The organism is Haemophilus parainfluenzae, assembly GCF_003252725.1.
GTDB classification, from domain to species: Bacteria; Pseudomonadota; Gammaproteobacteria; order Enterobacterales; family Pasteurellaceae; genus Haemophilus_D; species Haemophilus_D parainfluenzae_L.
In genome coordinates, this window is sequence record NZ_QEPO01000004.1 from 150328 (window position 1) to 176980 (window position 26653).

Below are 26653 nucleotides of genomic sequence, written 5' to 3' on the forward strand. Positions count from 1 at the left end.
TTTCCTTAGTGAGAAAGGGGAGTTACTTCATTAAGTAAGGTATTAAGTAAACTTTGATTGTCCGCACCAGCGGAAACCACCACATTATGCCAACCTTGTTGTACTGCGACATCCGCAATGCGTTGACTTACCGTGACTAAACAGCAATTTTTTAGCCAATTTTGTTCATTTTCAGGCACAAATTCGATTAACGCCTGCAAAATTTCAAGGCTTGTGACCACAAGGGTTTGCACACCAGAACGAATACAAATACTGGTTTGCTCTTCGTTATTATAACTAATCGGCGTGCGTTGGTAACATTCGACTGTCTCAACAGTTGCGCCGCGTAGTGTGGTCTGTTCGCGTAATAATTCTCGTCCACCGTTGCCACGTAAAATTAACAAGTTTTTATCTGTTAATTCTGCCATTTGCGGTAAATTTAATACACCTTCAGTATTTTCCGACGTTATTGGATAACGAACAGTACACTCAGTTTGACAGGAAAAATGCTGTGCCGTTCTATGTCCAACTGTAAAGTATTGTAAATCTTGACGCCAATTAAAGCCAATATCTTTCAGGGTTTTATCCGCAAAATCGACCGCACTTTTTGAAACCAAAAACACATAATCACCACTTTTTAGCTGATTAAGTTTTATCGGTAATTGAGCCAATTCAGCACCTGCTTCAATAGAAAGCAAAGGCAAATGCAAGGCAACCACACCGGCTTGATTCAGCTGGTCAACGAGGGCTTTTCCTCGTTCATCAGGGCGAGTGACTAGTACGGCCATGGTGATTACCTATGCTGAGTAAATCTTCGCCAGAATCTTATCTGCGCCTTGTGCCAGAAGTTGTTCAGCAATTGTCACGCCTAATGCTTCGGCATTTTCAACCGCACTTTTACCTTCCGCACGAATAATCGCAGAGCCATCGGTTTCTCCGACGAGTGCGCGCAAGAAAATTTCGCCATTTTGCTCAATGGCATAGCCACCGATTGGCACTTGGCAACCACCTTGTAAGCGGGTATTCATTGCACGCTCGGCCAAAACACAAGTCGTCGTGGTGGCATCTGAAAGTGGCGCAAGTAATGCTTTCACTTCTTCATCATCAACACGGCACTCAATGCCCACTGCGCCTTGTCCGGCAGCCGGTAACGACTGTTCCACTTCAATAAACGAGGCAATACGTTCCGCTAGCCCTAAACGAATTAAGCCAGCTGAGGCTAAAATAATGGCATCGTATTCGCCATTGTCTAATTTACTTAATCGGGTTCCTACATTGCCACGCAAGGAACGGATATCAAGATCAGGGCGTAATTGTTTTAATTGGCATTGACGACGTAAGCTTGATGTTCCGACAATAGCGCCTTGCGGTAATTTATCTAATGAACGGTATGTATTAGACACGAAAGCATCGCGCGGATCTTCACGTTTACAGATCACACTTAAGCCCAGACCTTCTGGAAATTCCATCGGTACATCTTTCATTGAATGGACGGCAATATCAGCACGTTTTTCAAGTAAAGCGTTTTCTAACTCTTTAACAAATAAGCCTTTTCCACCAATTTTAGCCAGAGGGGAATCTAAGATTACATCACCTTTTGTCACCATCGGAACTAATTCAACAGAAAGTGTTGGGTGGAACTTTTCTAATTGATCTTTCACAAAATTTGCCTGCCAAAGTGCTAAAGGGCTTTGACGGGTTGCAATTTTTAAGGTTTTAAGTACTGCCATAAATACCGCTGATTTTAAATAGAAATATGCCCTATGCTACCATTTTTAGGGCAAAAAGTCAGATCATTTAAATTTTTGATTTCTGATGAGCTAAGTGGTACAGTAATATCAGTTATATGGTCATAGGTAGGAAGCCTTGAAATACGATCTCACTCAAGCCCGAAAATGTATCGAAACTCTAGATAAACGTCGTTTTGATCGTGCATTATTGGGCTCAGGTGATGCATTCCGACACATCGTCTCTTTAGTGCCGCTGTTGTTGCATCTTAATCATCCTGCTCTGCCGGGTTATGTGGAAGATGCCCCGGCAGGCATTGCCGATTTTACTCTTTCCAATTATCAGCAAAATTTTCTCTCAAAAGAACATCCTGAACTTGTCGAAGCCGTGCAAAGTGCGGTCAATTCTGATGCTGTTTTTGCGCAGATCTTAGGTATTTATGTGATGGGCAGTTTTGGCTCCATTAGCCAAACTTCAGCTTCGGATTTGGATATTTGGATCTGCCATCAAGATGATTTATCTGAACAAGAACAGCAGCGCTTAGCGGAAAAAACGAAGAAAATTAGCCAATGGGCATCCACATATCATGTGGAAATGCATTTTTATTTGATGACACAACAACGTTTCCGTAACGAACGTTATTCCGATCCACTAACTAAAGAAAACAGTGGTTCAGCTCAATATATGTTGCTGTTGGAAGAATTTTATCGCTCCGCTGTACGTCTTGCTGGCAAGCCATTATTGTGGCTCCACTTGTGGGTGGAAGATGAAAAACAATATGAGGCCGAAGTTGCTCGTTTAGTCGCGGCTGGTGAGCTTAATTTAAATGATTGGGTGGATTTCGGTGGATTAGGGCAATTCTCAGCCAGTGAATATTTTGGTGCAAGCTTATGGCAACTTTATAAAGGTATTGATTCACCTTATAAATCGGTGATGAAAATCTTGTTGTTGGAAACCTATGCCCAAGAATATCCAAATACCCATTTAATTGCTCGTCAATTTAAAGAAGATTTACTTTCCGGTCGTAGTACCGCTGCACATCATTTTGACCCTTATATCGCGATTTTAGAGAGAATTAGTCAATATTTGACCGCACATTCAGAATTTAAGCGTCTTGATTTCGTACGTTCTTGTTTTTATGTGAAAGCCACAGAAGACTTTGCGTTATATCACGCATCAAACTGGCGTATTTCTTATATGAAAATGATGGCTCAAGAATGGGGCTGGTCAAAAGAGCGCATTGAAGAATTGGATCAGCGCCCAAATTGGAAAATCAAACGGGTGAAAGAAAGTCACAATAATTTGGTGAATTTCTTGATGATGAGTTATCGAAATCTGGTGGATTTTGCACGCAAACATAAAATTAATTCTAGTGTGATTCCACAAGATATTACGGTACTTTCTCGCAAACTTTATACTGCCTTTGAAGAATTACCGGGTAAAATTACGTTACTAAACTCACAAATTTCCTATAACTTAACAGAAGAACACCTCACGTTCATCGAAGTTCACGGCAATAAGCGCTTTAAAGATGGTTGGTATATGGTAAATCAGCCGCCACACCACATTATGTTCTCGAAAGAACGTGTGATTGAATACGGCGAAAGTTTAAATAAAGTGGTTGCGTGGGCTTATTTTAATCGCTTGTTGACGGCTGAAACCCATTTGCACTTAATTAGCCAAAATATCGACCAACTTACTTTACGTAATTTTGTGGCTGATTTGCGGTTATTTTTTCCGCATACAAATAGCCAAGTTCCGACAAATGAGGCACTTTCTTCACAGTGCGAAATCCGCGATCTATTTATCGCGGTGAATTTGGTGAATGATCCAACCGCACAAGTCGAAGAGCTTAAATCAAATATTTCGCCAAGTGATTTATTCAGTTTTGGTCAGTTAGAACAGAGTTTGGTAGGAAGCATTGATTTCACTTACCGTAATGTGTGGAATGAAATTCGAACTTTACATTTTGAAGGGCAGAATGCGATTTTGCTTGCCTTAAAAGTGCTTTCTAATAAAATTGATCAAGGTGTGAATCAGCCCCGTTCTATACAGGTTTTCTGTTACAGTAAACACTACAACCGCACATTGCGAAACTTAGTGAGCGTACTTGTAAACCGTTGTATCAGTATTCAATTAGGCGACAGTCGCCCAACAACGCACTCCCGTTTACGTGTGGCAGGGAAAAACTGGCAATTCTTCTTTGAAGAAAAAGGGATCAGTTTGCAACCTATTGATGGTGGAAAAGAAAGTGCGGTCAATTTTGAGGACGTTTTACCGACTCAGTTGGAAGAAAAAGAAATTATTCCAGAGGCCCGTCGATATCCGCCTGAAATTGATTTGTTTGCCAGTGAAGGTTTTTTACAATTCTTCTTTGAGGATAATGCCGATAATAGCTTTAACGTTTATTTGTTAGATGAAAAGAATCGTCTCGAAATTTATCGTCAATGTGAAGGTTCAAAAGATGATAAAGTGCGTGAAGTGAATCAGATTTATCAATCACTCGGCTCGAAAGATTGTAAAAATCCGTATAAAATGGTGCAACGGAATTTTAATTATCCTCAATTTTATCAATTGCATCCGACAGAAAGTGGCATGCGTATTATGCCGTTCAAATTTAAAAGCAAAAGGACTTGCGAATAGCTCAATCAAAACAAGCATTGTTTGAGGTAAATCAAATTTATCTGCAAATTATGCATTGGAAGATAGGCAAAATCCCGATAGAATCCTTCGTTCGAAAATCTATTGAGAAATAATCTAAGGCTGTGGACGTTTTCGCCTTCAGGCGATAGAATGTTTGTCCGCTTATCTCTTGGAGAATATTATGCAAGAAAAGTTAAAAGTATTAATTATCGACGACCATCCATTAATGCGTCGTGGTATCAAACAATTAGTTGAATTAGAAGAGAATTTTGAAGTCGTTGCCGATGTAGGAAGCGGTACAGAAGGCATTTCCATTGCGATTCAAGAATCCCCGGATTTAATCATTTTAGATCTGAATATGAAAGGTCTTTCTGGTTTAGATACCCTTAAAGGCTTGCGTGCAGAAGGTGTTGATGCACGAATTTTGATCTTAACTGTGTCTGATGCGAAAAATGATATTTTCACTCTCATCGATGCGGGTGCTGATGGCTATTTATTGAAAGATACTGAGCCAGATGTGCTACTTGAGCAAATTAAACGTATTGCACAAGGTGAAGTGATTTTAAGTGATTCGATTAAAAATCTTCTTTTAGAACGCAAACATACTGTTGATCCAATGGATTCACTCACCGATCGTGAAATGGATGTATTACGTTTAATCGCAACAGGTTTATCTAATAAACAAATTGCGGGCCAACTTTTCATTTCTGAAGAAACGGTTAAAGTGCACATTCGTAACTTACTTCGTAAACTTAACGTTCACTCACGCGTTGCAGCAACCGTCTTGTTCTTTGAGCGAAATGGTCGATAGGTAAATTTCAAACGATAAAAAAGAGCGGTTTTTTAACCGCTCTTTTTGTTATCTTGGCACGCCCCGTAATAAAGGGATTGGCTCAAATGGTGCGACTGAAGTTGGCGCAGGAATATTATTAAAAATTAAGATAAATGGTTTAGGAGGCAAGATTTTTTCATTTCGCCACAAGCTTCCCATGCCGACTAATTGAATATCATCGGGTAAATTTTTGATTCCTGATTTTAATACGGCTACGGTATTTGGACGAGGGTGTCCAATAGCAATGGCGGTGCCATGTTTACGTGCATATTGAATTGCACTTTGAAATTGGCGTTGAACATCTGCCAAATTATCGCTGTCATCTAAAAAGATATGGCGATCTAATACACGTACGCCTTGTTCTTTTGCTATTTTGCCCGCGACTGATTTTCCAATGGTGCGGCTATCTAAAAAGAATAAATGCTGCTCGCGAAGTGCGGTCATTAAATAAGTCATTAATGTGGCATCGGCTGTGGCTGCACTGCCCATATGATTATTCATTCCAATGGCATTGGGCACAATAGATTTGGCCTTTTTCACTCGTTCATTCACTTGCTCTTCGGACAAGCCTAAAGTCAAACCACCTTCCTCAATTTTAATATTGCTGACCGGTTGCATCGGCATATGAATGAGAATATCGTGATTTTGTGCTTTCGCTTCTTGATTGCGAATTTTGGCATAGGGTGCGGCAGGAATAATCGCAACGGAGACTTCTTTTGGCATGGCTAAAACTTCGGCATCTTCTTTCGGATGATAGCCAATGTCATCAATTACAATAGCCAGTTTGCCTTGTGCAAAAGTAAACGCAGAGAAAAGTGCGGTTGAAAAAATGATCGTATTTTTGACTGCACTTTGAAAGAATGCCACCATTATTTAATCCACCCAGCTGGATTTACAGGCACTCCTTTACGGCTGATACCAAAGTAAAGCGCCGATTTTGAGAGCTCACCCGTATTACCTACTTGTGCGATGGTTTGCCCCGCAGATACAATCTGACCTTGTTTTACAAACACGGCTTGGTTGAAACCATATAAACTCAAGTCGCTATCGCCGTGTTTCACAATCACCATATAACCATAGCCGTTAAGATGACCCGCTAGAATAACACGACCATTTGCAATGGCTTTTACCGCTGTACCCGTTGGTGCACCGATAACCATACCTTTCCAGCGCACTTCACCCGCTTGGATTGAACCAAAGGAATACAACGTCGGGCCGGAAACCGGGCGACTGTATTGACGAGCTGCCGTACCTAAACCACTGGTGCTATTAATCAACTTACGCTCTTGATCGGTTGGTTGATAAGGTTTTGAGGTCCGTTTTTCTTCCTCTTGTTTTTTCTGAGCAAGAGCTTCACGCTCACGTTGTTCTTGTTGGCGAGCGGCTTGTTCTGCACGTTGAATTTCTTGGCGAAGGGCATTCTCATTCGCTTTCAACGTCTCCAGCTTATTTTGATCTTTCGTTAAGTTTTTGTTGAGTTCATTTAACGTAGATTGACGTTCTTGTTGCGCTTTTTGTAATTCTTGCTGCTGTTTCTTTTGCGTAGAAAGCTGATCGCGATGATTTTTTTGTTGCCCTGAAATTGCTTCGCGTTGTTTCGCTAAATTCTCTTGTGTCGCTTTCAGATTGTTAATCATATCAATGCGAACTTGGTTTAAATGCTGATAATACACTTTCATGCGTTCCGCTTTTTTCGCATCTTCTGAAAGCATTCTTTCCAAGGTAGAAGGATTTACACCTGAGCGATAAATGGCATCTATTTGTTGTGCGAGCTTCACTTTTTGCACGCGCTCTTGCTTTTCTAATTGCTTGATTTGCTTTTCGGTTTCTGCCATTTGCTTGCGGATTTCTTGCAAACTTAATTCTGTTTCACGTAATTCACCGACAACGCTATTAATTTTGCTTTCTTGATCTTTAAGACTGGCTTGGAGTTTAGCTTGTGCTCGTTTTTGCTCGGCGATCTTCGATTCTTGTTGTTTAATTTGTTTTTGAATTTGGTTGAGATCGTTGCCTTGCGCGAAAGATGAAAAGCCAAGCAGACCACAAGCAAAAAGTGCGGTCAGTTTTGATAAGATTTTTTTTCTACAATTGCTTTGCTGCATACATCTAAACTTGAGAGAAATTAAGGGAAGAATAAAACTTAAATACTAGCATTATTTTTGAGTGGCTAAAAGTTTACAGACGATTTTTTGCGAAAGATCAGTAAATGCCGCCTTTTTACTTTTAAACATAACGATTTTTTGCTATAACAGAGCCATTCATTTTTTTATTAATACTTAGGAGATCCTTATGGAATTAGTATTCATTCGTCACGGTTTCAGTGAGTGGAACGCAAAAAATTTATTCACCGGTTGGCGTGATGTGAATTTAACCGAGCGCGGCGTAGAAGAAGCAAAAGCGGCAGGTAAAAAATTGTTTGAGAAAGGCTATGAGTTCGATATCGCCTTCACCTCTGTTTTAACTCGTGCAATCAAAACCTGTAACATCGTGTTAGAAGAATCTCACCAATTATGGATTCCTCAAGTGAAAAACTGGCGTTTAAATGAGCGTCACTACGGTGCATTACAAGGCTTAGATAAAAAAGCAACCGCAGAACAATACGGTGACGAACAAGTTCATATCTGGCGTCGTTCTTATGACATTTCTCCTCCAGATTTAGACCCGAAAGATCCAAACTCTGCACATAACGACCGTCGTTATGCAAACATCCCATCTGATGTGGTACCAAACGCAGAAAACTTAAAATTAACCTTAGAACGTGCATTACCATTCTGGGAAGATCAAATTGCACCAGCAATGCTTTCTGGTAAACGTGTTTTAGTGGTGGCGCACGGTAACTCACTTCGTGCATTAGCAAAACACATCATCGGTATTTCTGATGCGGAAATCATGGATTTTGAAATCCCAACCGGTCAACCGTTAGTGTTAAAACTTGACGATAAATTAAACTACGTAGAACACTACTATCTTTAATTTATAAATGATTTCAAAGTGCGGTTAATTTTGACCGCACTTTTTGTTTAAGGAGAATAACGGATGAAAAAATTACTCGCAGTGATTTTTGCCTTGTTACCTGTTTTGGCCTTTGCAGCATCGCCAAATCATACGGCAAAATCAACTCAAACCAAATCAGTGAAAACGGCAGTTAAAAAAGTGGAAGCCAAGAAAGCCACTACGCCTAAAACCGTAGCTAAAACAGCGAAAAAGAAAGCAGATGCCAAAAAAGCAGAAGCGAAAAAGCCAGCTAAAATTGTCGAAGCGAAAAAAGCGGTAACGAAAAAAGAAAAAATAAAAAATAAAACGACAAATAAAGCCGCTAAAGCAGAGCCGACAAAAACGAAAGGCAAACAGCCAGTAGAAAAAACTAAGCAAACTGCATTAAAAGACAAAAAGACGGTAGCGAAAAGCAAACAAAGTGCCGTTAAAGAATCAGCTAAACCTGAAAAAGTGATTGCTAAAAAAACACCAGCGGTTAAAACCGAAGTGAAGAAATCGGAACCCAAAGCTGTTGAAAAAGTGACTGAAAAGAAAGTAGATACTGTCGCACAAAAAACAGCGAGTATGGTAACAAAATCCGTCGTCGTACCAAGATGTAATGATTCAAAAGTTTTTGCGGTATTATCTGATGCCTTCAAAAAACAAGGTGCAGCCACTAACACCCAAATGACAGTGAAACAAATCTCGCAAGCCCGAGAAACGCAATCTTATCCACAACAAGGCATTCGCAGCTGTAATGCGATAGTGGAAACCAACGGTGTTAAATATGTTACGGATTACAGCATTATCTTGAATGATAAAGGCTTTTTCGTGCAAGTTGAAAATGCACAACCCGCTCAACGTTTCTAATCTTAACGTGCGTTATTTAAATGAAGTTGTTTGAATAACGCACGCATTTCTTCTTCATTCAAACGGCGATATTCACCATTACCCAATCCAGCAAGCGTTAAATAGCTCATTTGATAACGGATGAGACGTAATGTCGGAAAGCCGATATGTGCTGTCATTCGACGCACTTGTCGATTACGCCCTTCACTAATTTTAATTTCCAACCAGCTCGTTGGAATACTTTGACGTTCACGAATAGGTGGATTGCGAGGCCAGAGAAAATCTGGTTCTGAAATCAACCGCACTTTTGCCGGCTTCGTCATTCCATCTTTCAATTCAACACCTTGACGAAGCTTGTCTAAATCAGCCTCTTCAGGAATCCCTTCTACTTGCACAAAATACGTTTTTTCTGTTTTAAACTTTGGATCTGCCAAACGATGTTGCACTTCACCATTATTCGTTAAAATCAGTAGCCCTTCGCTATCACGATCCAATCGCCCTGCCGCATAGACATTAGGAATAGCAATAAAATCTTTTAACGTAGATCGGCCATTTTCATCGGTGAATTGTGTCAGTACATCAAAAGGTTTGTTAAATAAAACAATAATAGTCTGTTCTAGTGTGAGTAGCTTCGCTTTAGGCTTAAATGAACGAGTAGGTTTTGCCGTTCGTTTGGTTGTAAATGAGCGAGAAGGGAAAGATTTCGACATATTATTTATTCAGTAAAAAGAGAAAAAGGGCGGATTTTACTCCGCCCTCTTATATTACCATTGATAACGATAAACCGCTTGAATTATATAAGGTTTGTCAAAGTTTTTACCGTCAGCACGGCTTACTTCTAAACCAAAACGATGATTTGCAAATCCAGCATTTAAACCGACCGCACTTTCAAAACGTCCACGGCTGCTTGCGACATCAAGTGCACTGTTTGTGTAATGAATTTTGCTGCTACGGTTTTTGCTGGTAATCGCATTGATTTCTGCATAAGGTTGTAAATTCCAACCATTACTTAATGCAAAGCCTTTGGCTACACGTAAACCAATTCGAGAATAAACAGAAGATAAGCTATCTTCATTCTCTTGTGATGAAATATGTGTCCACGCTAATTGTGCTTGCGGTGTGATTGTCCAATCGTTCGCAAGGCTAAAGCGTTTGCCTAATTCACTCGAAATAGTATAAGTGTTGTAATGATGTTTTTCTGTGAGATCTGAGTTAGCGTGTAAACGGCTGTATTTCACGATGTTATCTACATAAATACCGTTATCTGCAAGGTAAGCTGCATATAAGCCCACGCTGTTGCTTCTTACTTTGCCATCACCGTAATAATCATTGAAATCAACGTTAGCTTGGCTACGACCAACAAATCCACCAACACGGAGGTTATCTGTTACAGCAGCATCAGCGCCCACTTGTAAGCTATGTACGTTTTGTTTAAAGCCAGAAGTTTCACTCTCACCAGTCGAAAGCGCGGCTAATTTTTGGCGAGAATTCACATTACGAACCCATACATTACCTTTTTCACCATTTTTCACTTCACCTAGACGTTGATGGATGCCACTTAAATTATCTTCCACTAAAAGCAATTGTGCTTGGCGAAGAGAAACTTGCACATTCGCTAAGTCTGAAAGTAATGGTTTACTTGGTAGATCTGCAGGTGGTACTACTGGATCACTTGGAGTCACCGCAGGTTTATTTGGAGTCACCTCAGGTTTATTTGGAGTCACCACAGGTTTATTTGGAGTCACCACAGGTTTATTTGGAGTCACCACAGGCTTGCTTGGAGTTACCACAGGATTACTTGGCGTCACCACAGGTTTACTTGGTGTAGCTGGTGCAACAGGTAGAGTTGGGGTGACCGCATTTTTAGAGTTCGCTAATACCCAATTATTTCCTTCTTTTGTTAGAAAATATTGATAAGCCCCTAAATCTACACGATTATTCGGGTTAGTTAAGCTAAATCCAGCATTACCACCATTGGTTTCGACAAGTGTTACTTTACCGCTAGCAACATTCGCGCCTTGGTTAGTTACACCAATTTTATGATTACCTTCGGCAGTACCTTTAACAACGATTTTATCGCTTTTATTTTCAGCAACATTGGTATTGAGGTTAAATGTGCTAGAACCTGTAAGGTTATCTTTAATTGTTAATGTCTTGTATTCAGAAGTCGGAGTAAATGTAATCTCAGAACTGTTAGCATCTAGGTTATTCAATGTGCTTGATTTATTGAAGCTCCATTGGCTATTAGACATAGATAAATTGATTTCATTCTTAACTGGCGAATCTGGATTTTCAAGAATTGCACCAGTTAGTTTTGAATTCTTACTCGCTGTAAGGTTTAGATGATAGACACCTGCAACTTTGGGATCTAAAGCATCACCGCCTTCTTCTGCTTCAATAGGGAAGTTTTTATCATTAAGTGAGATTAATGCTTGAGTAGCATTTAATGTTGTATTTTCTAAATTAATTTTAACTAACTGCTCATCGCCCAATGGGAATGCGAGTAAACCATAACCTGTATTACTTTCTGAATTTTTTAGTGTTATTGTTTGCGATCCGCTATCTGATGTGGTGAATAAACCACTTTTATTGTTAAGAGTTACATTTAAACCATTAGCTATAACCGTCTGAGCCGCATTCTCATCATCTGTACCGATGTCAAAAGCAAATTGCATATCTTGATTTCCAGTAATTTGTACATTACTGATATTTGCTATATCTTCTGCACCATATAATGCGTAGGCAATATCATTCTTTCCATTCATCTTGATACTATGATTGGATGAATTGATAACTGAGGTCTTTTGAGATTCAATTGCACTAGAACCATCGTTATTTATTTCAATATCAGCTTGTGTATTAATTTTGCCATCACGAGATTCAATCGCTGCATTGCCACTTGAATCACCATAAGCATCAGTTATATTGTGAATTTGTGCGTAATTTTTCTCAACAATGAGTTTTGAGCCTTTTTCTAAAGTAGCAACTGCCCCAGATATATCTAAAAGTGAACTTGAAGGGTAGTCTTCTTTAAGTGTGGCATTTACACCAGATTTAATAGTAAGTTGATTATTTCTATCAGTAAGGTCAAAAATACTAAATAGTGAATCACTAGAGGCTATTGGCTCTCCACTTTGTTTTCTAGTTCCGACATCAGTTTTAGCTATATTTTGGTAGTTTCCTGGTGTAATAGTTACATTAATTGCATCACTAATTGATGTTTGTTGGTTTTTGTTGAAAGTCCAATTAGGTGATGCACCCCAAGAATACTGACATCCTGTTGAGTTTGAGCAAGTGAGATCTGTTGCCCATGCCGAATTAACTAACCCTAACGCCATAGCCACCAAACTCACTTTAAAAGTGCGGTTAAAAATTTTATTGTTTTTCATATTAATTCCTTTGGATTATAAAAAAGCCAACTTATTGAATAAGTTGGCTTGAATTTTACCGATTTAATGATTAACCTGCAACAGCGATACGTTTCATATCTGTCATATAGCCACGTAACTCTTGACCAATTAATTCAACTGGGTGGTTACGGATTGCATCGTTTACATCGCGTAAAGTGATGTTGTCGATAGCAACTGCTGGTGTTGGTTCACCTAGGTCACCTTTTTGTAAGGTTGGGATGATTTCTTTAGCAAGAATAGGGGTCGCTACATTAGAGAATAAGTAGTTACCGTATTCTGCAGTATCAGAAATTACCACGTTCATTTCGTATAAACGTTTACGCGCGATAGTGTTTGCGATTAACGGTAATTCGTGAAGTGATTCATAGTAAGCTGATTCTTCATAGATACCGCTTGCCACCATTGCATCAAAGGCTAATTCAACACCTGCTTTCACCATTGCTACCATTAACACGCCGTTATCAAAGTATTCTTGTTCAGAAATTTTGATGCCGTCTGCTTTTGGTGCATTTTCAAAGGCAGTTTTGCCAGTTGCTTCACGCCATGCGAATAAATCTTTGTCGCCATTTGCCCAGTCAGCCATCATAGTTGCTGAGAAGTGACCGCTGATGATGTCATCCATGTGTTTGTAATATAAGAAGCCAAGGCTTTCTTTGATTTGTTCCGCAAGTTCAAATGCACGTAATTTTGCGCTGTTTGATAAGCGATCCATCATTAATGTGATACCGCCTTGTTTTAAGGCTTCGGTAATGGTTTCCCAACCGTATTGGATCAATTTACCTGCGTATGCTGGATCTTTACCGTCTGCAACAAGTTTGTCGTAACATACGATAGAACCTGCTTGTAACATACCGCAAAGAATGGTTTGTTCACCCATTAAGTCAGATTTTACTTCTGCGACAAATGAAGATTCTAATACGCCCGCACGGTCACCACCGGTTGCTGCTGCCCATGCTTTCGCAATAGCCATACCTTCACCACGTGGGTCATTTGCAGGGTGAACTGCGATTAATGTTGGTACACCGAAACCACGTTTGTATTCTTCACGTACTTCAGTACCTGGACATTTTGGTGCAGTCATGACTACAGTGATGTCTTCACGGATTTGCTCACCTACTTCAACAATGTTGAAACCGTGTGAGTAACCGAATGCTGAATCTTTTTTCATTAATGGCATCACATCAGCCACCACTTTAGAGTGTTGTTTATCTGGTGTTAAGTTGATCACTAAGTCTGCAGTTGGGATTAACTCTTGGTAAGTGCCCACTTTAAAACCGTTTTCGGTTGCACGCTGGAATGATGCACGTTTTTCTGCAATCGCTTCAGGACGTAATGCATAAGAAATATCTAAGCCAGAATCACGCATATTTAAACCTTGGTTTAAACCTTGTGCACCACAGCCTACGATAACGATTTTTTTGCCTTTTAAGTAGTTGCAACCGTCAGCAAATTCGCTGCGATCCATAAAACGACAACGACCTAATTGGTCTAATTTTTCGCGTAAATTTAATGTGTTGAAATAGTTAGCCATTTTTCATCCTTAATATGATGTTGATTAATGTGTGTATGAGGTTGTGTTTGAATATAGTTTTTTATTGTGTCATGGATTATAAGATTTTTAATTATTGCGTAAAGTGATATTATTGACACTTAGTATTGCAATTTTTGCAACGATATTTACATTTTAATGATACATATGAACTTTCAAGACCTTCAAATATTTCTTCATCTTGCAGACACACAAAATTTTGCAAAAACCGCTACGCAAAATCATATGTCGCCTTCTACGCTTTCACGTCAGATTCAACGAATGGAAGAAGAATTGGAACAACCTTTATTTATTCGTGATAATCGACAAGTACGTTTAACCGAACAAGGTGAAAAATTTTTGCAATTTGCGAAAACGGAATGGCAAAACTGGCAACAATTTAAGCGTCAGCTTAGGGATAATTCTGCGGAATTAAGTGGAGAGTTGCGCTTATTTTGCTCAGTAACGGCTTCATACAGTCACTTACCACAGGTATTAGCCAAATTTCGTTCACGTTATCCGAAAGTTGAAATTCAACTAACTACAGGTGACCCAGCCTCTGCAGTGCAATTCATCCAATCAGAACAAGTGGATCTCGCTTTAGCTGGGAAACCGAATAATCTGCCGACGGGAGTAGCGTTTTATAAGATCGATGATATTTCCCTTTCATTGATTGCGCCTCGCGTGGCTTGTTTGGCGACACAATTATTACAGGAAGAACCGATCAATTGGCAGCAAATGCCTTTTATTTTGCCATTGGATGGGATGGCACGGCATCGTATTGAACAATGGTTACGTAGCAAACACATTAAACATCCGAAAATCTATGCCACCGTAGCAGGACACGAAGGGATCGTGCCGATGGTGGCGCTCGGTTTTGGACTAGCCATGTTGCCCGATGTAGTGATTGATAATAACCCGATGGCAAAAGAAGTTTCCCGTTTAAATTTGGATAATCCGGTAGAAGCATTTGATTTGGGCGTTTGTGTGCAAAAAAGAAATTTGGCAAACCCCTTAATTCGTGCATTTTGGGAGATGTTAGACTAGAATAATAAGTAGAATTAACCTAAGGATTATTATGTTAAGAGGCGTACTCATTTCACTTTTAGCCTCATTTTTATTTGGCTATATGTATTATTTTTCCACGCTGCTGAAACCACTTAGCGGCACGGATATTTTCGGCTATCGAATGATTTTTACATTCCCTTTCGTTGCCCTTTCCGTCATCATGTTTAAGCAAAAACAGGCATTAGTGGAACATATAAAACGCATCAAAAAACAACCGCTCTTTGCCCTTTCCTATATCACCTGTGGCGCATTAATGGGTTATCAAATGTGGCTCTTTTTGTGGGCACCCAATAATGGCAGCTCCTTAAGTGTTTCTTTCGGTTATTTATTGTTACCAATTGTGATGGTGGCCGCAGGACGGATCATTTTTAAAGAACGAATTTCAACATTGAAATTTATTGCTGTGTTAATTGCGGCTGTAGGGGTGATTTCTAACATCGTTTTAAAAGGCGGGTTATCTTGGGAAGCCATTGTTATCTGTGTGGGTTACACCACCTATTTCTCCATACGAAAAGCCTTAAAAAATACCGATCTTGGTGCCTTTTGCTTAGAAATGATCGCATTATTGCCTGTTAGCATTTACTTTGCCCTTCAAACCGATTTTGCCACCGTGCAGGAATCGAATCCTAATATTTGGGGATTATTGGTATTACTCGGGCTTATTAGTGGTGCAGCATTAATTGCTTACGTGATTGCCAGCAATATGCTGCCGATGAATTTGCTTGGCCTTTTAGGTTATGTGGAAACCATTTTGATGGTGATTATTTCATTTTTAATTGGAGAGGAAATGGATGCGGACAGCTATCCGTTATTCATTTGTTTAGTATTGGCGATGAGCCTGATTATTTTTGATGGCGTGTATAAACAGCGCGCAAAGGGAACAAACCATGTCGTTTAAAGAAATTAGTCCAGAACAAGCTTGGGAAATGATGCAAAATGGTGCCATGCTTGCAGACATTCGGGATCCACAACGTTTTACCTACTCCCATGCAAAAGGGGCGTTTCATTTAACCAACCAAAGTTTTTTACAATTTGAAGAACAGGTGGATTTCGATTCCCCGATTATTGTGAGTTGTTATCATGGTGTGAGCAGCCGAAATGTGGCGACTTTCCTCGTTGAACAAGGCTATGAAAATGTGTTTAGCGTCATTGGTGGATTTGATGGTTGGGTAAAAGCTGGTTTACCGATAGAAACGGCTTATTAATATTTTTTTGATTTAAAGTGCGGTGAAATTTACCGCACTTTTTATTTTTGTCTCGCTATTGCTTATCCACAATCGCTTTCAACATCGTGTAAGATTGGGCTTGTTTTTGTTCATCAAAAATATAGCTCACTGCCATAATTTCATCAAAATGTACCCGTTCACGCAGTTGCTTGAGTTGAAATTCCACACTTTCAGGACTACCAATAAGCGAACAAGCGGTCATTTGTTCCACTACCGCACGCTCTTGGTTGTAAATCGGGATCTCCTCGAAATCGACTGGACCAAAGTGCGGTTTCTTTTGGGCATGCATTTGGGCTTTCCAAACATCTTCCTCTGATGCCAAAGGCGGTTGTAAATTTTGTTGTGCGTTAGTGACCACATTTAAGAAAAATAGTGTTTGTGTTGTCACCAGTTGTTTTGCTTCTTTATCGGTTTCAGCAACAATCGCGTTCACACCTAAGATGACATAAGGCTCAGCAAGATAGGTAGAAGGTTTGAAGTTTTTGCGATAAATCTCTACTGCCATTTCCATCATGCGTGGCGCAAAGTGTGAAGCAAATGCATAAGGCAAGCCAAGTTCTGCCGCAAGATAGGCACTTTCGGTGCTGGAACCCAAAATATAAAATGGTATATTCAAGCCTGTGGAAGGGTAAGCTGAAACTGGGTTGCTATCTTTAAAGTAACCACGAAGTTCCGCAATTTCTGCAGGGAAATCCAGACTGTTTCGCCCACGACGAAGTGCTGCAGCCGTTTGCATATCAGTTCCTGGTGCACGCCCTAAACCGAGCTCAACTCGGTTTGGATAAAGTGTCTCCAGTGTGCCATATTGCTCAGCTACGACATACGGTGAATGATTCGGTAACATCACACCACCTGACCCCACGCGCAAAGTTTTCGTATTGGCTAGCGTATGTTGAATTAAAAGTGCGGTCGCTGAACTCACCAAATTTTTCATATTATGATGCTCAGCAATCCAATAGCGTTCAATGCCAATGTTCTCAGCATGTTTTGCAAGATTTACCATCGAATCGACCGCTTGCAAATAAGTTTGCCCTTCACGAACGGGGGCAAGATTGAGAATGGAAAGTTTCATGGTGTTTCTCCTTATTGATTGAGCAAAGTGAAATCCAACATCACTTTCCCAATATGCGTGCCTTTGTCCATTTCTATATGGGCTTTTGCTACGTCTTTAAAATCAAATACTTGATGAATAATCGGTTTGCCGATTTCACCGTTGCCGAGTTTTCCCCAGAGTTCGTTGCGTAAGGATTGGGTGATTTCTGCCTTTTCTAATTTGGTGCGACTGCGCATTGTTGAGCCGGTGATGTGGATGCGTTTTAAGGCAATCGTCAATAAATCCACGTTTTCGGCGATGTTGCCGCCCATAAAGCCAATTAAAAATAACCGTCCGTTTTGGCGAAGACTGTCGATATTACCTTGGAAGTAGCTGGCACCGACCAAATCCAACACGGCATCCACGCCACCTTGTTGTTTTAGCACCTCCGCAAAGTTTTCGGTTTTGTAGTTAATTGGTGCGCCGCCTAGCTGGCGGATGACAGCTGCTTTTTCTTCATTGCCCACAGTGGCAAAGGTTTCAATGCCTAAGCCTTTGGCAAGCGTGAGTGCGGTGATACCAATGCCACTCGTACCACCATGAACGAGTAAGCGTTCGCCTGATTTAACTTGTTGGTGCATAAATAAATTCACCCACACGGTGAACAAGGTTTCGGGCAATGCCGCAGCTTCAAGCAAAGAATAGTCTTTTGGAATCGGCAAGGCTTGCGTAGCAGGCACGATGCAATATTCAGCATAAGCACCACCATCGGTTAAGGCACAGATTTCATCGCCCGGTTTAAATGCCATTACACCTTCTCCGATAGCGGAAACTGTTCCTGAAAGTTCTAAGCCCATAATGGGCGTAACCCCTTTCGGCATTGGGTATAAGCCTTGACGTTGCATAATGTCGGGGCGATTGACACCCGCATATGCCACTTTTACTAAAATTTCGCCCGCTTGTGGTTGGGGAATTTCCGTTTCTTCGATAAAAAGCACATCGGGCGTGCCTGTTGTTTTCATATTGATTTGTTGCATTTTCATAGGGGGCTCCTCGATAAATAGGTCTTTATTGTCTCTTATTATACGAGGCTTTTCTGACTGGTAAATCAATAAAATTGGAATAGACTGTTCCGAGAAAAGGAAAAATATTGCAAAATAGGCACAAATTCAGATGTATTCGAAAAAATGATTGTATTTAATAATATTTCCCTAAAGCGCGGGCAAACCGAATTGCTCGAGAATGCCACGGCAACCATCAATCCGAAACAAAAAGTCGGTTTGGTAGGTAAGAATGGTTGCGGTAAGTCTTCTCTTTTTGCCCTATTAAAAAAAGAATTAACGCCAGAGGGTGGCGAGGTCACTTATCCATCCAACTGGCGGGTCTCTTGGGTGAATCAAGAAACGCCCGCATTGGATATTCCCGCCATTGATTATGTGATTCAAGGGGATCGTGAATATTGCCGTTTACAGCAGGAACTTAACGAAGCCAATGAACGTAATGACGGTCATGCAATTGCGCGCATTCACGGGCAATTAGAAACCTTGGATGCTTGGACTATTCAATCTCGCGCAGCGTCCTTATTGCATGGTTTAGGGTTTAACCAAGAAGAAATCACTCAGCCTGTGAAATCCTTCTCCGGTGGTTGGCGGATGCGTTTAAATTTGGCGCAAGCATTGCTTTGTCCATCGGATTTATTATTACTGGATGAACCAACCAACCATTTGGATTTGGATGCGGTTATTTGGTTAGAACGATGGTTAGTACAATATCAAGGCACCTTGGTATTAATTTCCCACGACCGTGATTTTCTCGATCCGATTGTGACGAAAATTCTCCATATCGAAAATCAGAAGCTTAACGAATACACGGGTGATTATTCTTCCTTTGAAGTGCAACGGGCAACTAAGCTAGCACAACAAACGGCTATGTATCGTCAGCAACAACAAAAGATTTCCCATTTACAAAAATATATCGACCGCTTTAAAGCCAAAGCGACTAAAGCCAAACAAGCACAAAGCCGTATGAAGGCATTGGAGCGTATGGAACTGATTGCGCCAGCTTATGTGGATAATCCTTTTACCTTTGAATTCCGTCCACCGCTATCTTTGCCGAATCCGTTGGTGATGATTGAACAGGCGAGCGCAGGTTATGGCAGCGGTGAAAGTGCGGTAGAAATTTTAAGTAAAATTAAACTGAATTTAGTACCGGGTTCGCGCATCGGTTTGCTCGGGAAAAATGGTGCAGGTAAATCAACTTTAATTAAATTGTTAGCCGGCGAGCTCACAGCCCTTTCTGGTACAGTACAATTAGCTAAAGGCGTGCAACTTGGCTATTTTGCTCAACATCAGCTTGATACGCTACGTGCAGATGAATCCGCTCTCTGGCACATGCAGAAACTCGCACCAGAGCAAACGGAGCAACAGGTACGGGATTATCTTGGGAGTTTTGCGTTCCATGGTGACAAAGTTAACCAAGAGGTGAAAGCCTTTTCCGGTGGAGAAAAAGCTCGTTTGGTGCTTGCACTGATTGTTTGGCAACGTCCAAACTTATTACTGCTCGACGAACCAACTAACCATTTGGATTTGGATATGCGTCAGGCATTGACCGAAGCGCTAGTAGATTACGAAGGCTCTTTGGTGGTGGTTTCTCACGATCGCCACTTACTACGTAATACCGTGGAAGAATTCTATTTGGTACACGATAAAAAAGTGGAAGAATTCAAAGGCGATTTAGAGGATTATCAAAAGTGGCTGAATGAACAAAATAGTGCGCCAGAAAATAAATCCTCGGAGAAAAATGACGACAATGAAAATTCCATGCAAAACCGCAAGGAACAAAAACGTCGTGAGGCCGAACTTCGCCAACAAACCGCGCCTCTTCGTAAACAAATCACTCAATTGGAGGAAAAAATGAATAAGCATGCCTCCAAACTTGCGGAGATTGAAAACCAATTAGCGGATTCCGAACTCTACAGCGCAGAAAATAAAGAAAAATTGACCGTACTTTTGGCACAGCAAGTCGAGGTGAAGAAAGCATTGGAAGAAGTCGAAATGGATTGGTTAGCGGCCCAGGAAGAATTGGAAACAATGCTACAAGCATAGGGACAGCGTATGAGTCAAAGTCTTTTCCAACACACAAAACACGAAGAATATTGCCCACAATGCGGTACACCTTTGCAAATGAAACAGGGTAAAAAAGGACTGTTTTTAGGTTGTACCGCATATCCCGCCTGTGATTATTTGCGTCCACTAAATAGAGTGGAACATAAGGTGTTGAAAGAGCTTGATGAAACCTGCCCGCAATGTGGCAACCCACTCCAACTCAAACAAGGCGCTTTTGGGATGTTTATTGGTTGCAGTCATTACCCCGATTGTGATTTTGTGGTGCATGAGCAACAGGATGAAGAACAATCTATTGACTGCCCAGAATGTCATAAAGGACATTTGGTTGCCCGTCGCGGACGACAGGGAAAAATCTTTTATGGCTGCGATAACTTTCCTCATTGCAAATTTTCCTTACCGGCAAAACCCTATGCCATGCCTTGTCCACAATGCCATTTTCCACTTGCGCTATTAAAAAGTGAAAATGCCGAACAGCAAGTGTGGCAATGCGCGAATAAAGGCTGTCGACATATTTTTGAGAACGAAAAATGAATATACAACAAATTGCCGCTCGTTTAATGCAAGACGAAGTCGTTGCCTATCCTACTGAGGCGGTATTCGGTTTGGGCTGTAATCCGCTAAGTGAAAGTGCGGTCAGAAAATTGCTCGATTTAAAACAACGTCCAATTGAAAAAGGTCTCATTTTAGTCGCGCCTAGCTTGCATTTTTTACAGCCCTTTGTTGATTTTTCCCATTTATCAGACGAACAACTTTCGCGCTTACAGGAACAATATGAGCATCCGATCACCTGGGTGGTGCCGGCTAAGACAGAGGTTCCACATTTTCTGACAGGGCAATTTAATAGCATTGCGGTGCGTTTATGTACTCATCCTGCCGTCAAAGCTTTATGCGAAAAAACAGGTTTTGCCCTCACCTCGACCAGCGCGAACTTAACCGGTCAATCACCTTGCCGCAGCGCAGATGCTGTGCGTTCCCAATTTGGGGCAGATTTCCCCGTGCTTGATGAAGCGGTTGGCCAAGCACAAAATCCATCGGAAATTCGCGATTTGCTCACAAACCAACTTTTCAGACAAGGATAAAACATGCAGCTCTATGCCGTTTGGGGCAATCCAATTGCTCAAAGTAAATCGCCGTTAATTCACCGCTTATTTGCTACACAAACCCAGCAAACGATGGAATATGTTGCCAAATTAGGTGACCTTGAGGATTTTGAGCAGCAATTACAGACCTTTTTTGCTGAAGGGGCACAAGGTTGCAATATTACCGCACCATTTAAAGAACGTGCCTATGCACTCGCTGAAGAACATAGCGAACGGGCAAAACTAGCAGAAGCCTGTAATACATTAAAGAAATTGGCTAACGGCAAACTTTATGCTGATAACACGGACGGCATCGGTTTAGTAACAGATTTACAACGCTTAGGTTGGATTCAGCCACAACAACGCATTTTAATTTTAGGTGCCGGCGGGGCAACCAAAGGGGTATTACTGCCTTTATTGGAAGCACAACAGCAGATTGTCTTGGCTAACCGCACGCTAGAAAAAGCACAACAACTGGCAGATAAGTTCAAACCTTACGGCACAATTGAAGCTGTCGCAATGGATACGATTCCCGCGCAAACCTACGATTTAGTGATCAATGCAACTTCGGCCGGATTAAGCGGGCATACCGCTGCCGTTGATGGCTCTATCTTATCATTGGCTCGCGCTTGTTATGACATGCAATATGCTAAAGGCTGCGACACACCTTTTATTGCCTACTGTAAATCCTTAGGGCTGAATAATGTCAGCGATGGTTTTGGTATGTTGGTGGCGCAAGCCGCCCACTCATTCCATTTTTGGCGCGGGGTAATGCCCGATTTTGTCGCAATCTATGAACAACTCAAAAAGGATATGGTATGAGTACAAGATGCCCTTGGGTGGGCGAACTTCTGATTTATATCGACTATCACGATAAGGAATGGGGTAAGCCACAATTTGACAGCCAAAAACTGTTTGAGAAAATCTGTTTAGAAGGACAACAGGCTGGGCTTTCCTGGATTACTGTATTGAAAAAACGTGAAGCCTATCGGGCTGCATTCCATCAATTTGATCCTATTAAAGTTGCGCAAATGACCGAACAAGATATTGATCGTTGTATGGAAAATACTGGACTTATTCGCCATCGGGCAAAACTGGAAGCCATCGTAAAAAATGCCAAAGCCTATTTAGTCATGGAAAAGTGCGGTGAAAATTTCAGTAATTTTGTGTGGTCGTTCGTGAATCATCAACCGATTATCAATGATGTACCGGATATTTCTGTAATACCTGCCAGAACTGAAACCTCAAAAGCAATGTCAAAAGCGTTGAAGAAACGTGGTTTTGTCTTTGTTGGGGAAACGACGTGTTATGCCTTTATGCAATCTATGGGGTTAGTCAATGACCATATAAATGGCTGTTGTTGTAAATGATATTCCAGTATAATCCCCCTAATTTTATCTGAATAAGAACTGAATTATGAATAAAAAATATACCTTAATTTCAATCTCAATTCTGACCGCACTTTATAGTCAACAAAGTTTGGCCGATCTGCATTCTCAATGTCTGCTTGGTGTGCCTCACTTTACTGGAGAAGTTGTGAAAGGTGATGTCAATAATTTGCCGGTTTATATTGAAGCAGATAAAGCAGAGATTAATCAGCCAACTCAGGCGATTTATCAAGGCAATGTGGATTTGAAACAAGGAAACCGCCATCTGGTCGGAAATTCAGTTGAAGTTAAACAAACAGGGGAAGGCAAACAAGCACAACGTTGGGCTTATTTACGTGGTGGATTTGATTATAAAGACAATCAAATCAATCTATTAGGTAATGATGCGAGTTTTAATTTAGATAGCAAAAATGGTAACGTAACCGATGCAGACTACCAACTTGTAGGACGTCAAGGTCGTGGTAAAGCTCAAGAAATCGAGTTAGGTGATAATTACCGTTTAATGAAAAATGCGACATTTACCTCTTGTTTACCCGATGATAATGCTTGGGCGGTAGATGCCTCTGAGATTCGTCAGCACATTAAAGAAGAATATGCCGAATTTTGGCATGCGCGTTTTAAAGTATTAGGTGTGCCGGTATTCTATACCCCTTATCTGCAATTACCGATTGGTGATCGCCGCCGTTCAGGTTTATTAATGCCAACAGTCGGTCATTCTAGCCGTGATGGTTATTGGTATAAACAGCCGGTTTATTGGAACATTGCACCAAATTATGATGCCACATTTGCACCAAAATATATGTCTCGTCGTGGTTGGCAATTAAATGGTGAATTCCGTTATTTAACACCCGTTGGTGAAGGTAAACTGGCGGGCGAATATTTAGGACGTGATCGTTATGATAAATACACTAGTGATAGCCGTAAGCGTCATTTATTCTATTGGAAACATCACTCTTCTTTTCTTGAAAACTGGCGTTTAAATATCGATTACACAAAAGTGAGCGATAAACGTTATTTCACCGATTTTGATTCTGATTACGGTAACAGTACTGATGGTTATGCGAACCAGTATGCACGTATTGCTTACTATAAACCAAATTACAACTTTGCGATTTCAGCACGTCAATTCCAAATTTTTGATGAGGTTTCTGTGGGACCTTATCGTGCGCTACCACAAATCGACTTCAATTATTACAAAAATGATTTGGCGAACGGTTGGGTAGATTTCAAGTTATTCTCACAAGCAGTACGTTTTGATAATGATAGTACCTTGATGCCGACAGCATGGCGCTTTCATGTTGAGCCAAGTTTGGCAACCGCGATGTCAAATAAATATGGTAGCTTGAATATTGAAACTAAACTTTACGCGACTCATTATAACCAGAAAAAAGGCTCTTCTTCTTCGGCAGAAGACGTACAAAAATCAGTAAATCGTGTATTGCCGCAATTAAAAGTAGATTTACAAACGGTTTTAGCGAGCAACAAAACCTTATTTGATAGCTATACACAAACGCTTGAACCTCATGTTCAATATTTGTATCGACCATACAAAGACCAAAGTAATATCGGTTCAAAACGTGTAAATAATTACCTTGGTTTTGGTTATGATTCTGCGTTAGTTCAACAAGATTATTATTCACTATTCCGCGATCGTCGTTATAGTGGTTTAGACCGTATTTCATCAGCAAACCAGGTGACAGTTGGGGGAACAACCCGTTTTTATAATAAAAATGCCGATGAGCGTTTTAATTTCTCTGCTGGGCAAATTTATTATTTAACGGCATCAAAAATTGATGATAATCCAAATAATCGTACGCCAAAATCCTCTTCTTCTTGGGCCTTGGAGTCTAACTGGAAAATTAGCGACAAATGGAATTGGCGAGGTAGCTATCAATACGATACGTTGTTAGATAAAGCCTCTTTAGCAAATAGTAGTTTGGAATTTAATCCGATGAAGAATAATCTGATTCAGTTAAATTATCGCTACGCAAGTAAAGAGTATATCAATCAAAACTTAGGTGCATCTGCTAACCGTTACCAACAAGACATTAAACAGGTTGGTGTTGTGGCTGCATGGGAAGTGTCGGATAACTGGGCGCTTGTTGGAAAATACTATCAAGATATTGCATTGAAAAAACCGGTTGAGCAATATGTAGGCGTGCAATATAACTCGTGCTGCTGGTCTTTAGGTGTTGGAGCAAGACGTTATGTGACGAGTCGCCAAAATCAACGTAATGATCAAGTGGTTTATGACAACAGCGTTGGTGTTACTTTTGAATTACGTGGTTTAGGTGAAAATGATCACCAAAGTGGTATCGAAGATATGCTGAAGAAAGGTAAACTGCCTTATATTCAAGCATTTAGCTTATAGTAAAATGAATAAAGGCTACCGAAAGGTAGCCTTTTTGTTTAGAAGTGCGGTTAAAAAAGACACGATTTTTGATCGCACTTTGCTTATTTTTTTCGTTTTGCTCGAGGATGGGCTTGGTCATACACTTCCGCAAGATGTTGGAAATTTAAATGCGTATAAATTTGCGTGGTGGACAAATTGCTGTGCCCTAAAAGCTCTTGAACAGCCCGCAAATCCGAACTCGCTTCCAGCATGTGAGTGGCAAAAGAGTGGCGTAGTTTATGTGGGTTGAGATGACTATTTAATCCTTGGCGAATGCCCCAGGTTTCCATTCGTTTTTGAATTGAACGGTGCGTGAGGCGATTTCCCTGTTGGCTTACAAAAAGGGCTTCATCTTTAGGATTAAATAAAGGGCGTACTTTCAACCATTGCTGAATTGCATGAGAAGCATAGCGTCCAAAAGGCACAATACGTTCTTTGTTCCCTTTACCAATCACTCTGACTTCATGTACACGCGTGTTAATGCTATTAAGGTTTAAGCCTTGCAATTCAGATAAGCGAAGCCCTGAGCTATACATCAATTCCATCATGGCGCGATCACGCAAATCAATGGGATCTTTACTGTCATTTGAAAGCAATTTTTGGACTTGTTCAGCATCAATATTTTTTGGTAAATGTTTACCTTGTTTCGGCGCTGAAATACCCGTTGCCGGATTCACTTTCAGTTGCCCTTGCTGCACAAGATAGCTGAAGAACTGACGAAGAGCAGACAAACGTAATGCTAAGCTCTTTTCTTTTAAACCTTGCTTACGGCTTTCCGCCAAAATAAGACGAACCACACTAGGATTCACTTGCTGCCAATGTTGAATACCTTTTTCAGCCAAAATCGCTAAAATCGCATCCAGTTGATGTTGATAATTAGTGAGAGTATGTGGGCTTACTTGGCGTTCAATTCGCAAGTAATCCCAATATTGATTGAGGAGTGTATGCATTAGAGAGTTAATTCAAACAAACTTTTTTTCGTGTTTAGTTTAAATCCTTCGCGTTCTAAAATACTCTGTTGGCCTTGGCTTAATTCTGCCACTAAACGATTAGATTGTGTATAACGGACAAACTCTTTCGCTTTAGAAATAAGGGCAGCATAAATCTCGGCTTGATGTTTATCTTCTTTTACAAAAATATCGGTTAATTGCCAATAGCGTTGTAGTTTTAAAGAGGATAAGCGAGGATAAAGTTGAACAAAACCAATCGCCTGTGAGTTTTCGTTTATAGCAACAAAAAACATGCTTTCATTAAAACGTATACGATTCGTTAAAAAGGTTAAAGTGCGGTCAGGATTTTCACTCATTCCGTTGGCAAGTCGATAGGCTTCAAAGAGTGGAGCAAGCACTTCTATATTCCATTGTTCGGCTTTGAAAATTTTCATTGTTACCAGACCT

General features: G+C 40.6%; 24 protein-coding genes. 13 read left to right on the top strand and 11 right to left on the bottom strand.

The features are described from left to right. Positions 1 to 5: 5 nt before the first annotated feature. Positions 6 to 767, bottom strand: coding sequence for a uroporphyrinogen-III synthase (locus tag DPV85_RS06610; RefSeq protein ID WP_111327469.1), 762 nt, complete (start codon positions 765 to 767; stop codon positions 6 to 8). Between the two features lie 9 nt (positions 768 to 776). After that, positions 777 to 1709 (bottom strand): hydroxymethylbilane synthase, encoded by a 933-nt coding sequence (gene hemC / locus DPV85_RS06615; protein ID WP_111327470.1) that lies wholly within the window; start codon positions 1707 to 1709, stop codon positions 777 to 779. Positions 1710 to 1845: 136 nt separating this feature from the next. Between hemC and DPV85_RS06620 the strand changes: the two genes are divergently transcribed. Both DPV85_RS06620 and DPV85_RS06625 read left to right on the top strand, forming a co-directional pair. Beyond that, positions 1846 to 4350: a class I adenylate cyclase gene (locus DPV85_RS06620; protein WP_111327471.1), complete on the top strand. Its 2505-nt coding sequence runs from the start codon at positions 1846 to 1848 to the stop codon at positions 4348 to 4350. A 181-nt stretch (positions 4351 to 4531) separates the two neighbouring features. Continuing rightward, positions 4532 to 5161, top strand: coding sequence for a response regulator (locus tag DPV85_RS06625; protein ID WP_005694852.1), 630 nt, complete (start codon positions 4532 to 4534; stop codon positions 5159 to 5161). Between the two features lie 48 nt (positions 5162 to 5209). Here DPV85_RS06625 and DPV85_RS06630 read toward each other — a convergent pair whose 3' ends face one another. Next, positions 5210 to 6052, bottom strand: a complete 843-nt coding sequence (locus tag DPV85_RS06630; RefSeq protein ID WP_111327472.1) for a divergent polysaccharide deacetylase family protein — start codon at positions 6050 to 6052, stop codon at positions 5210 to 5212. Continuing rightward, the gene (gene envC / locus DPV85_RS06635) at positions 6052 to 7284 is read right to left on the bottom strand and encodes a murein hydrolase activator EnvC (RefSeq protein ID WP_111327473.1); all 1233 of its coding nucleotides are present in this window, start codon (positions 7282 to 7284) and stop codon (positions 6052 to 6054) included. The genes DPV85_RS06630 and envC overlap by 1 nt, the downstream gene beginning before the upstream one ends. 187 nt (positions 7285 to 7471) lie before the next feature. Between envC and DPV85_RS06640 the strand changes: the two genes are divergently transcribed. Both DPV85_RS06640 and DPV85_RS06645 read left to right on the top strand, forming a co-directional pair. Next, a complete protein-coding gene (locus DPV85_RS06640; RefSeq protein WP_005694847.1) occupies positions 7472 to 8155 on the top strand; it encodes a 2,3-diphosphoglycerate-dependent phosphoglycerate mutase in 684 nt (227 codons plus the stop codon). A 63-nt stretch (positions 8156 to 8218) separates the two neighbouring features. Beyond that, the gene (locus DPV85_RS06645; RefSeq protein ID WP_111327474.1) at positions 8219 to 9028 is read left to right on the top strand and encodes a hypothetical protein; all 810 of its coding nucleotides are present in this window, start codon (positions 8219 to 8221) and stop codon (positions 9026 to 9028) included. Between the two features lie 2 nt (positions 9029 to 9030). On the opposite strand, the gene DPV85_RS06650 is transcribed toward DPV85_RS06645, so the two are convergent. The 3 genes from DPV85_RS06650 to ilvC all read right to left on the bottom strand — a co-directional run bounded on the left by DPV85_RS06650 (position 9031) and on the right by ilvC (position 13948). Continuing rightward, a complete protein-coding gene (locus tag DPV85_RS06650; RefSeq protein WP_111327475.1) occupies positions 9031 to 9717 on the bottom strand; it encodes an rRNA large subunit pseudouridine synthase E in 687 nt (228 codons plus the stop codon). A gap of 54 nt (positions 9718 to 9771) precedes the next feature. After that, positions 9772 to 12396: an autotransporter outer membrane beta-barrel domain-containing protein gene (locus DPV85_RS06655; RefSeq protein WP_111327476.1), complete on the bottom strand. Its 2625-nt coding sequence runs from the start codon at positions 12394 to 12396 to the stop codon at positions 9772 to 9774. Positions 12397 to 12466: 70 nt separating this feature from the next. Continuing rightward, positions 12467 to 13948, bottom strand: a complete 1482-nt coding sequence (gene ilvC, locus DPV85_RS06660) for a ketol-acid reductoisomerase (RefSeq protein WP_005627251.1) — start codon at positions 13946 to 13948, stop codon at positions 12467 to 12469. Between the two features lie 165 nt (positions 13949 to 14113). Here ilvC and ilvY point away from each other — a divergent pair, with 165 nt between their 5' ends. Genes ilvY through glpE form a run of 3 tightly spaced genes read left to right on the top strand, consistent with a single transcriptional unit; the run spans position 14114 to position 16218 of the window. Next, entirely contained in the window at positions 14114 to 14992 is an 879-nt protein-coding gene (gene ilvY, locus DPV85_RS06665) for an HTH-type transcriptional activator IlvY (RefSeq protein ID WP_111327477.1), read from the top strand. 31 nt (positions 14993 to 15023) lie between these two features. After that, complete coding sequence (rarD, locus tag DPV85_RS06670) at positions 15024 to 15911, top strand: EamA family transporter RarD (RefSeq protein WP_046952562.1); 888 nt, start codon at positions 15024 to 15026, stop codon at positions 15909 to 15911. After that, positions 15901 to 16218, top strand: coding sequence for a thiosulfate sulfurtransferase GlpE (gene glpE / locus DPV85_RS06675; protein ID WP_111327478.1), 318 nt, complete (start codon positions 15901 to 15903; stop codon positions 16216 to 16218). Before rarD ends, glpE begins: the two co-directional genes overlap by 11 nt. Before the next feature lie 55 nt (positions 16219 to 16273). On the opposite strand, the gene DPV85_RS06680 is transcribed toward glpE, so the two are convergent. Together DPV85_RS06680 and DPV85_RS06685 are read right to left on the bottom strand one after the other, a co-directional pair. Continuing rightward, on the bottom strand, positions 16274 to 17311 hold the full coding sequence (locus DPV85_RS06680) for an LLM class flavin-dependent oxidoreductase (protein WP_111327479.1): 1038 nt from the start codon (positions 17309 to 17311) through the stop codon (positions 16274 to 16276). An 11-nt stretch (positions 17312 to 17322) separates the two neighbouring features. Continuing rightward, the gene (locus tag DPV85_RS06685) at positions 17323 to 18315 is read right to left on the bottom strand and encodes an NAD(P)H-quinone oxidoreductase (protein WP_243584669.1); all 993 of its coding nucleotides are present in this window, start codon (positions 18313 to 18315) and stop codon (positions 17323 to 17325) included. Between the two features lie 144 nt (positions 18316 to 18459). Between DPV85_RS06685 and DPV85_RS06690 the strand changes: the two genes are divergently transcribed. The 6 genes from DPV85_RS06690 to lptD are packed head-to-tail and all read left to right on the top strand — an operon-like array spanning position 18460 to position 25235. Next, on the top strand, positions 18460 to 20376 hold the full coding sequence (locus DPV85_RS06690; RefSeq protein WP_111327480.1) for an ABC transporter ATP-binding protein: 1917 nt from the start codon (positions 18460 to 18462) through the stop codon (positions 20374 to 20376). A 9-nt stretch (positions 20377 to 20385) separates the two neighbouring features. Beyond that, the gene (locus DPV85_RS06695; RefSeq protein ID WP_111327481.1) at positions 20386 to 20928 is read left to right on the top strand and encodes a DNA topoisomerase family protein; all 543 of its coding nucleotides are present in this window, start codon (positions 20386 to 20388) and stop codon (positions 20926 to 20928) included. Beyond that, complete coding sequence (gene tsaC, locus DPV85_RS06700; RefSeq protein ID WP_111327482.1) at positions 20925 to 21476, top strand: L-threonylcarbamoyladenylate synthase type 1 TsaC; 552 nt, start codon at positions 20925 to 20927, stop codon at positions 21474 to 21476. Before DPV85_RS06695 ends, tsaC begins: the two co-directional genes overlap by 4 nt. A 3-nt stretch (positions 21477 to 21479) precedes the next feature. Next, the gene (gene aroE, locus DPV85_RS06705) at positions 21480 to 22298 is read left to right on the top strand and encodes a shikimate dehydrogenase (RefSeq protein WP_111327483.1); all 819 of its coding nucleotides are present in this window, start codon (positions 21480 to 21482) and stop codon (positions 22296 to 22298) included. After that, entirely contained in the window at positions 22295 to 22846 is a 552-nt protein-coding gene (locus DPV85_RS06710) for a DNA-3-methyladenine glycosylase I (RefSeq protein WP_111327484.1), read from the top strand. Before aroE ends, DPV85_RS06710 begins: the two co-directional genes overlap by 4 nt. Positions 22847 to 22892: 46 nt before the next feature. After that, a complete protein-coding gene (gene lptD / locus DPV85_RS06715; protein WP_111327485.1) occupies positions 22893 to 25235 on the top strand; it encodes an LPS assembly protein LptD in 2343 nt (780 codons plus the stop codon). 83 nt (positions 25236 to 25318) lie between these two features. Here the strand turns inward: lptD and xerC are convergent, their stop codons facing one another. Beyond that, complete coding sequence (xerC, locus tag DPV85_RS06720; RefSeq protein ID WP_111327486.1) at positions 25319 to 26206, bottom strand: tyrosine recombinase XerC; 888 nt, start codon at positions 26204 to 26206, stop codon at positions 25319 to 25321. After that, positions 26206 to 26640: a GNAT family N-acetyltransferase gene (locus tag DPV85_RS06725; protein ID WP_111327487.1), complete on the bottom strand. Its 435-nt coding sequence runs from the start codon at positions 26638 to 26640 to the stop codon at positions 26206 to 26208. Before DPV85_RS06725 ends, xerC begins: the two co-directional genes overlap by 1 nt. Positions 26641 to 26653 lie beyond the last annotated feature (13 nt).

Bases quoted from the DNA above. Each gene is read 5' to 3' on its own strand.
- DPV85_RS06610 (WP_111327469.1), bottom strand. From the start codon at position 767: ATGGCCGTACTAGTCACTCGCCCTGATGAACGAGGAAAAGCCCTCGTT.
- DPV85_RS06650 (WP_111327475.1), bottom strand. From the start codon at position 9,717: ATGTCGAAATCTTTCCCTTCTCGCTCATTTACAACCAAACGAACGGCA.
- glpE (WP_111327478.1), top strand. From the start codon at position 15,901: ATGTCGTTTAAAGAAATTAGTCCAGAACAAGCTTGGGAAATGATGCAA.
- DPV85_RS06710 (WP_111327484.1), top strand. From the start codon at position 22,295: ATGAGTACAAGATGCCCTTGGGTGGGCGAACTTCTGATTTATATCGAC.
- lptD (WP_111327485.1), top strand. From the start codon at position 22,893: ATGAATAAAAAATATACCTTAATTTCAATCTCAATTCTGACCGCACTT.
- DPV85_RS06725 (WP_111327487.1), bottom strand. From the start codon at position 26,640: ATGAAAATTTTCAAAGCCGAACAATGGAATATAGAAGTGCTTGCTCCA.
- DPV85_RS06655 (WP_111327476.1), bottom strand. From the start codon at position 12,396: ATGAAAAACAATAAAATTTTTAACCGCACTTTTAAAGTGAGTTTGGTG.
- xerC (WP_111327486.1), bottom strand. From the start codon at position 26,206: ATGCATACACTCCTCAATCAATATTGGGATTACTTGCGAATTGAACGC.
- aroE (WP_111327483.1), top strand. From the start codon at position 21,480: ATGCAGCTCTATGCCGTTTGGGGCAATCCAATTGCTCAAAGTAAATCG.
- DPV85_RS06680 (WP_111327479.1), bottom strand. From the start codon at position 17,311: ATGAAACTTTCCATTCTCAATCTTGCCCCCGTTCGTGAAGGGCAAACT.
- DPV85_RS06695 (WP_111327481.1), top strand. From the start codon at position 20,386: ATGAGTCAAAGTCTTTTCCAACACACAAAACACGAAGAATATTGCCCA.
- rarD (WP_046952562.1), top strand. From the start codon at position 15,024: ATGTTAAGAGGCGTACTCATTTCACTTTTAGCCTCATTTTTATTTGGC.
- ilvY (WP_111327477.1), top strand. From the start codon at position 14,114: ATGAACTTTCAAGACCTTCAAATATTTCTTCATCTTGCAGACACACAA.
- envC (WP_111327473.1), bottom strand. From the start codon at position 7,284: ATGCAGCAAAGCAATTGTAGAAAAAAAATCTTATCAAAACTGACCGCA.
- DPV85_RS06645 (WP_111327474.1), top strand. From the start codon at position 8,219: ATGAAAAAATTACTCGCAGTGATTTTTGCCTTGTTACCTGTTTTGGCC.
- ilvC (WP_005627251.1), bottom strand. From the start codon at position 13,948: ATGGCTAACTATTTCAACACATTAAATTTACGCGAAAAATTAGACCAA.
- DPV85_RS06630 (WP_111327472.1), bottom strand. From the start codon at position 6,052: ATGGTGGCATTCTTTCAAAGTGCAGTCAAAAATACGATCATTTTTTCA.
- DPV85_RS06690 (WP_111327480.1), top strand. From the start codon at position 18,460: ATGATTGTATTTAATAATATTTCCCTAAAGCGCGGGCAAACCGAATTG.
- tsaC (WP_111327482.1), top strand. From the start codon at position 20,925: ATGAATATACAACAAATTGCCGCTCGTTTAATGCAAGACGAAGTCGTT.
- hemC (WP_111327470.1), bottom strand. From the start codon at position 1,709: ATGGCAGTACTTAAAACCTTAAAAATTGCAACCCGTCAAAGCCCTTTA.
- DPV85_RS06685 (WP_243584669.1), bottom strand. From the start codon at position 18,315: ATGAAAATGCAACAAATCAATATGAAAACAACAGGCACGCCCGATGTG.
- DPV85_RS06640 (WP_005694847.1), top strand. From the start codon at position 7,472: ATGGAATTAGTATTCATTCGTCACGGTTTCAGTGAGTGGAACGCAAAA.
- DPV85_RS06625 (WP_005694852.1), top strand. From the start codon at position 4,532: ATGCAAGAAAAGTTAAAAGTATTAATTATCGACGACCATCCATTAATG.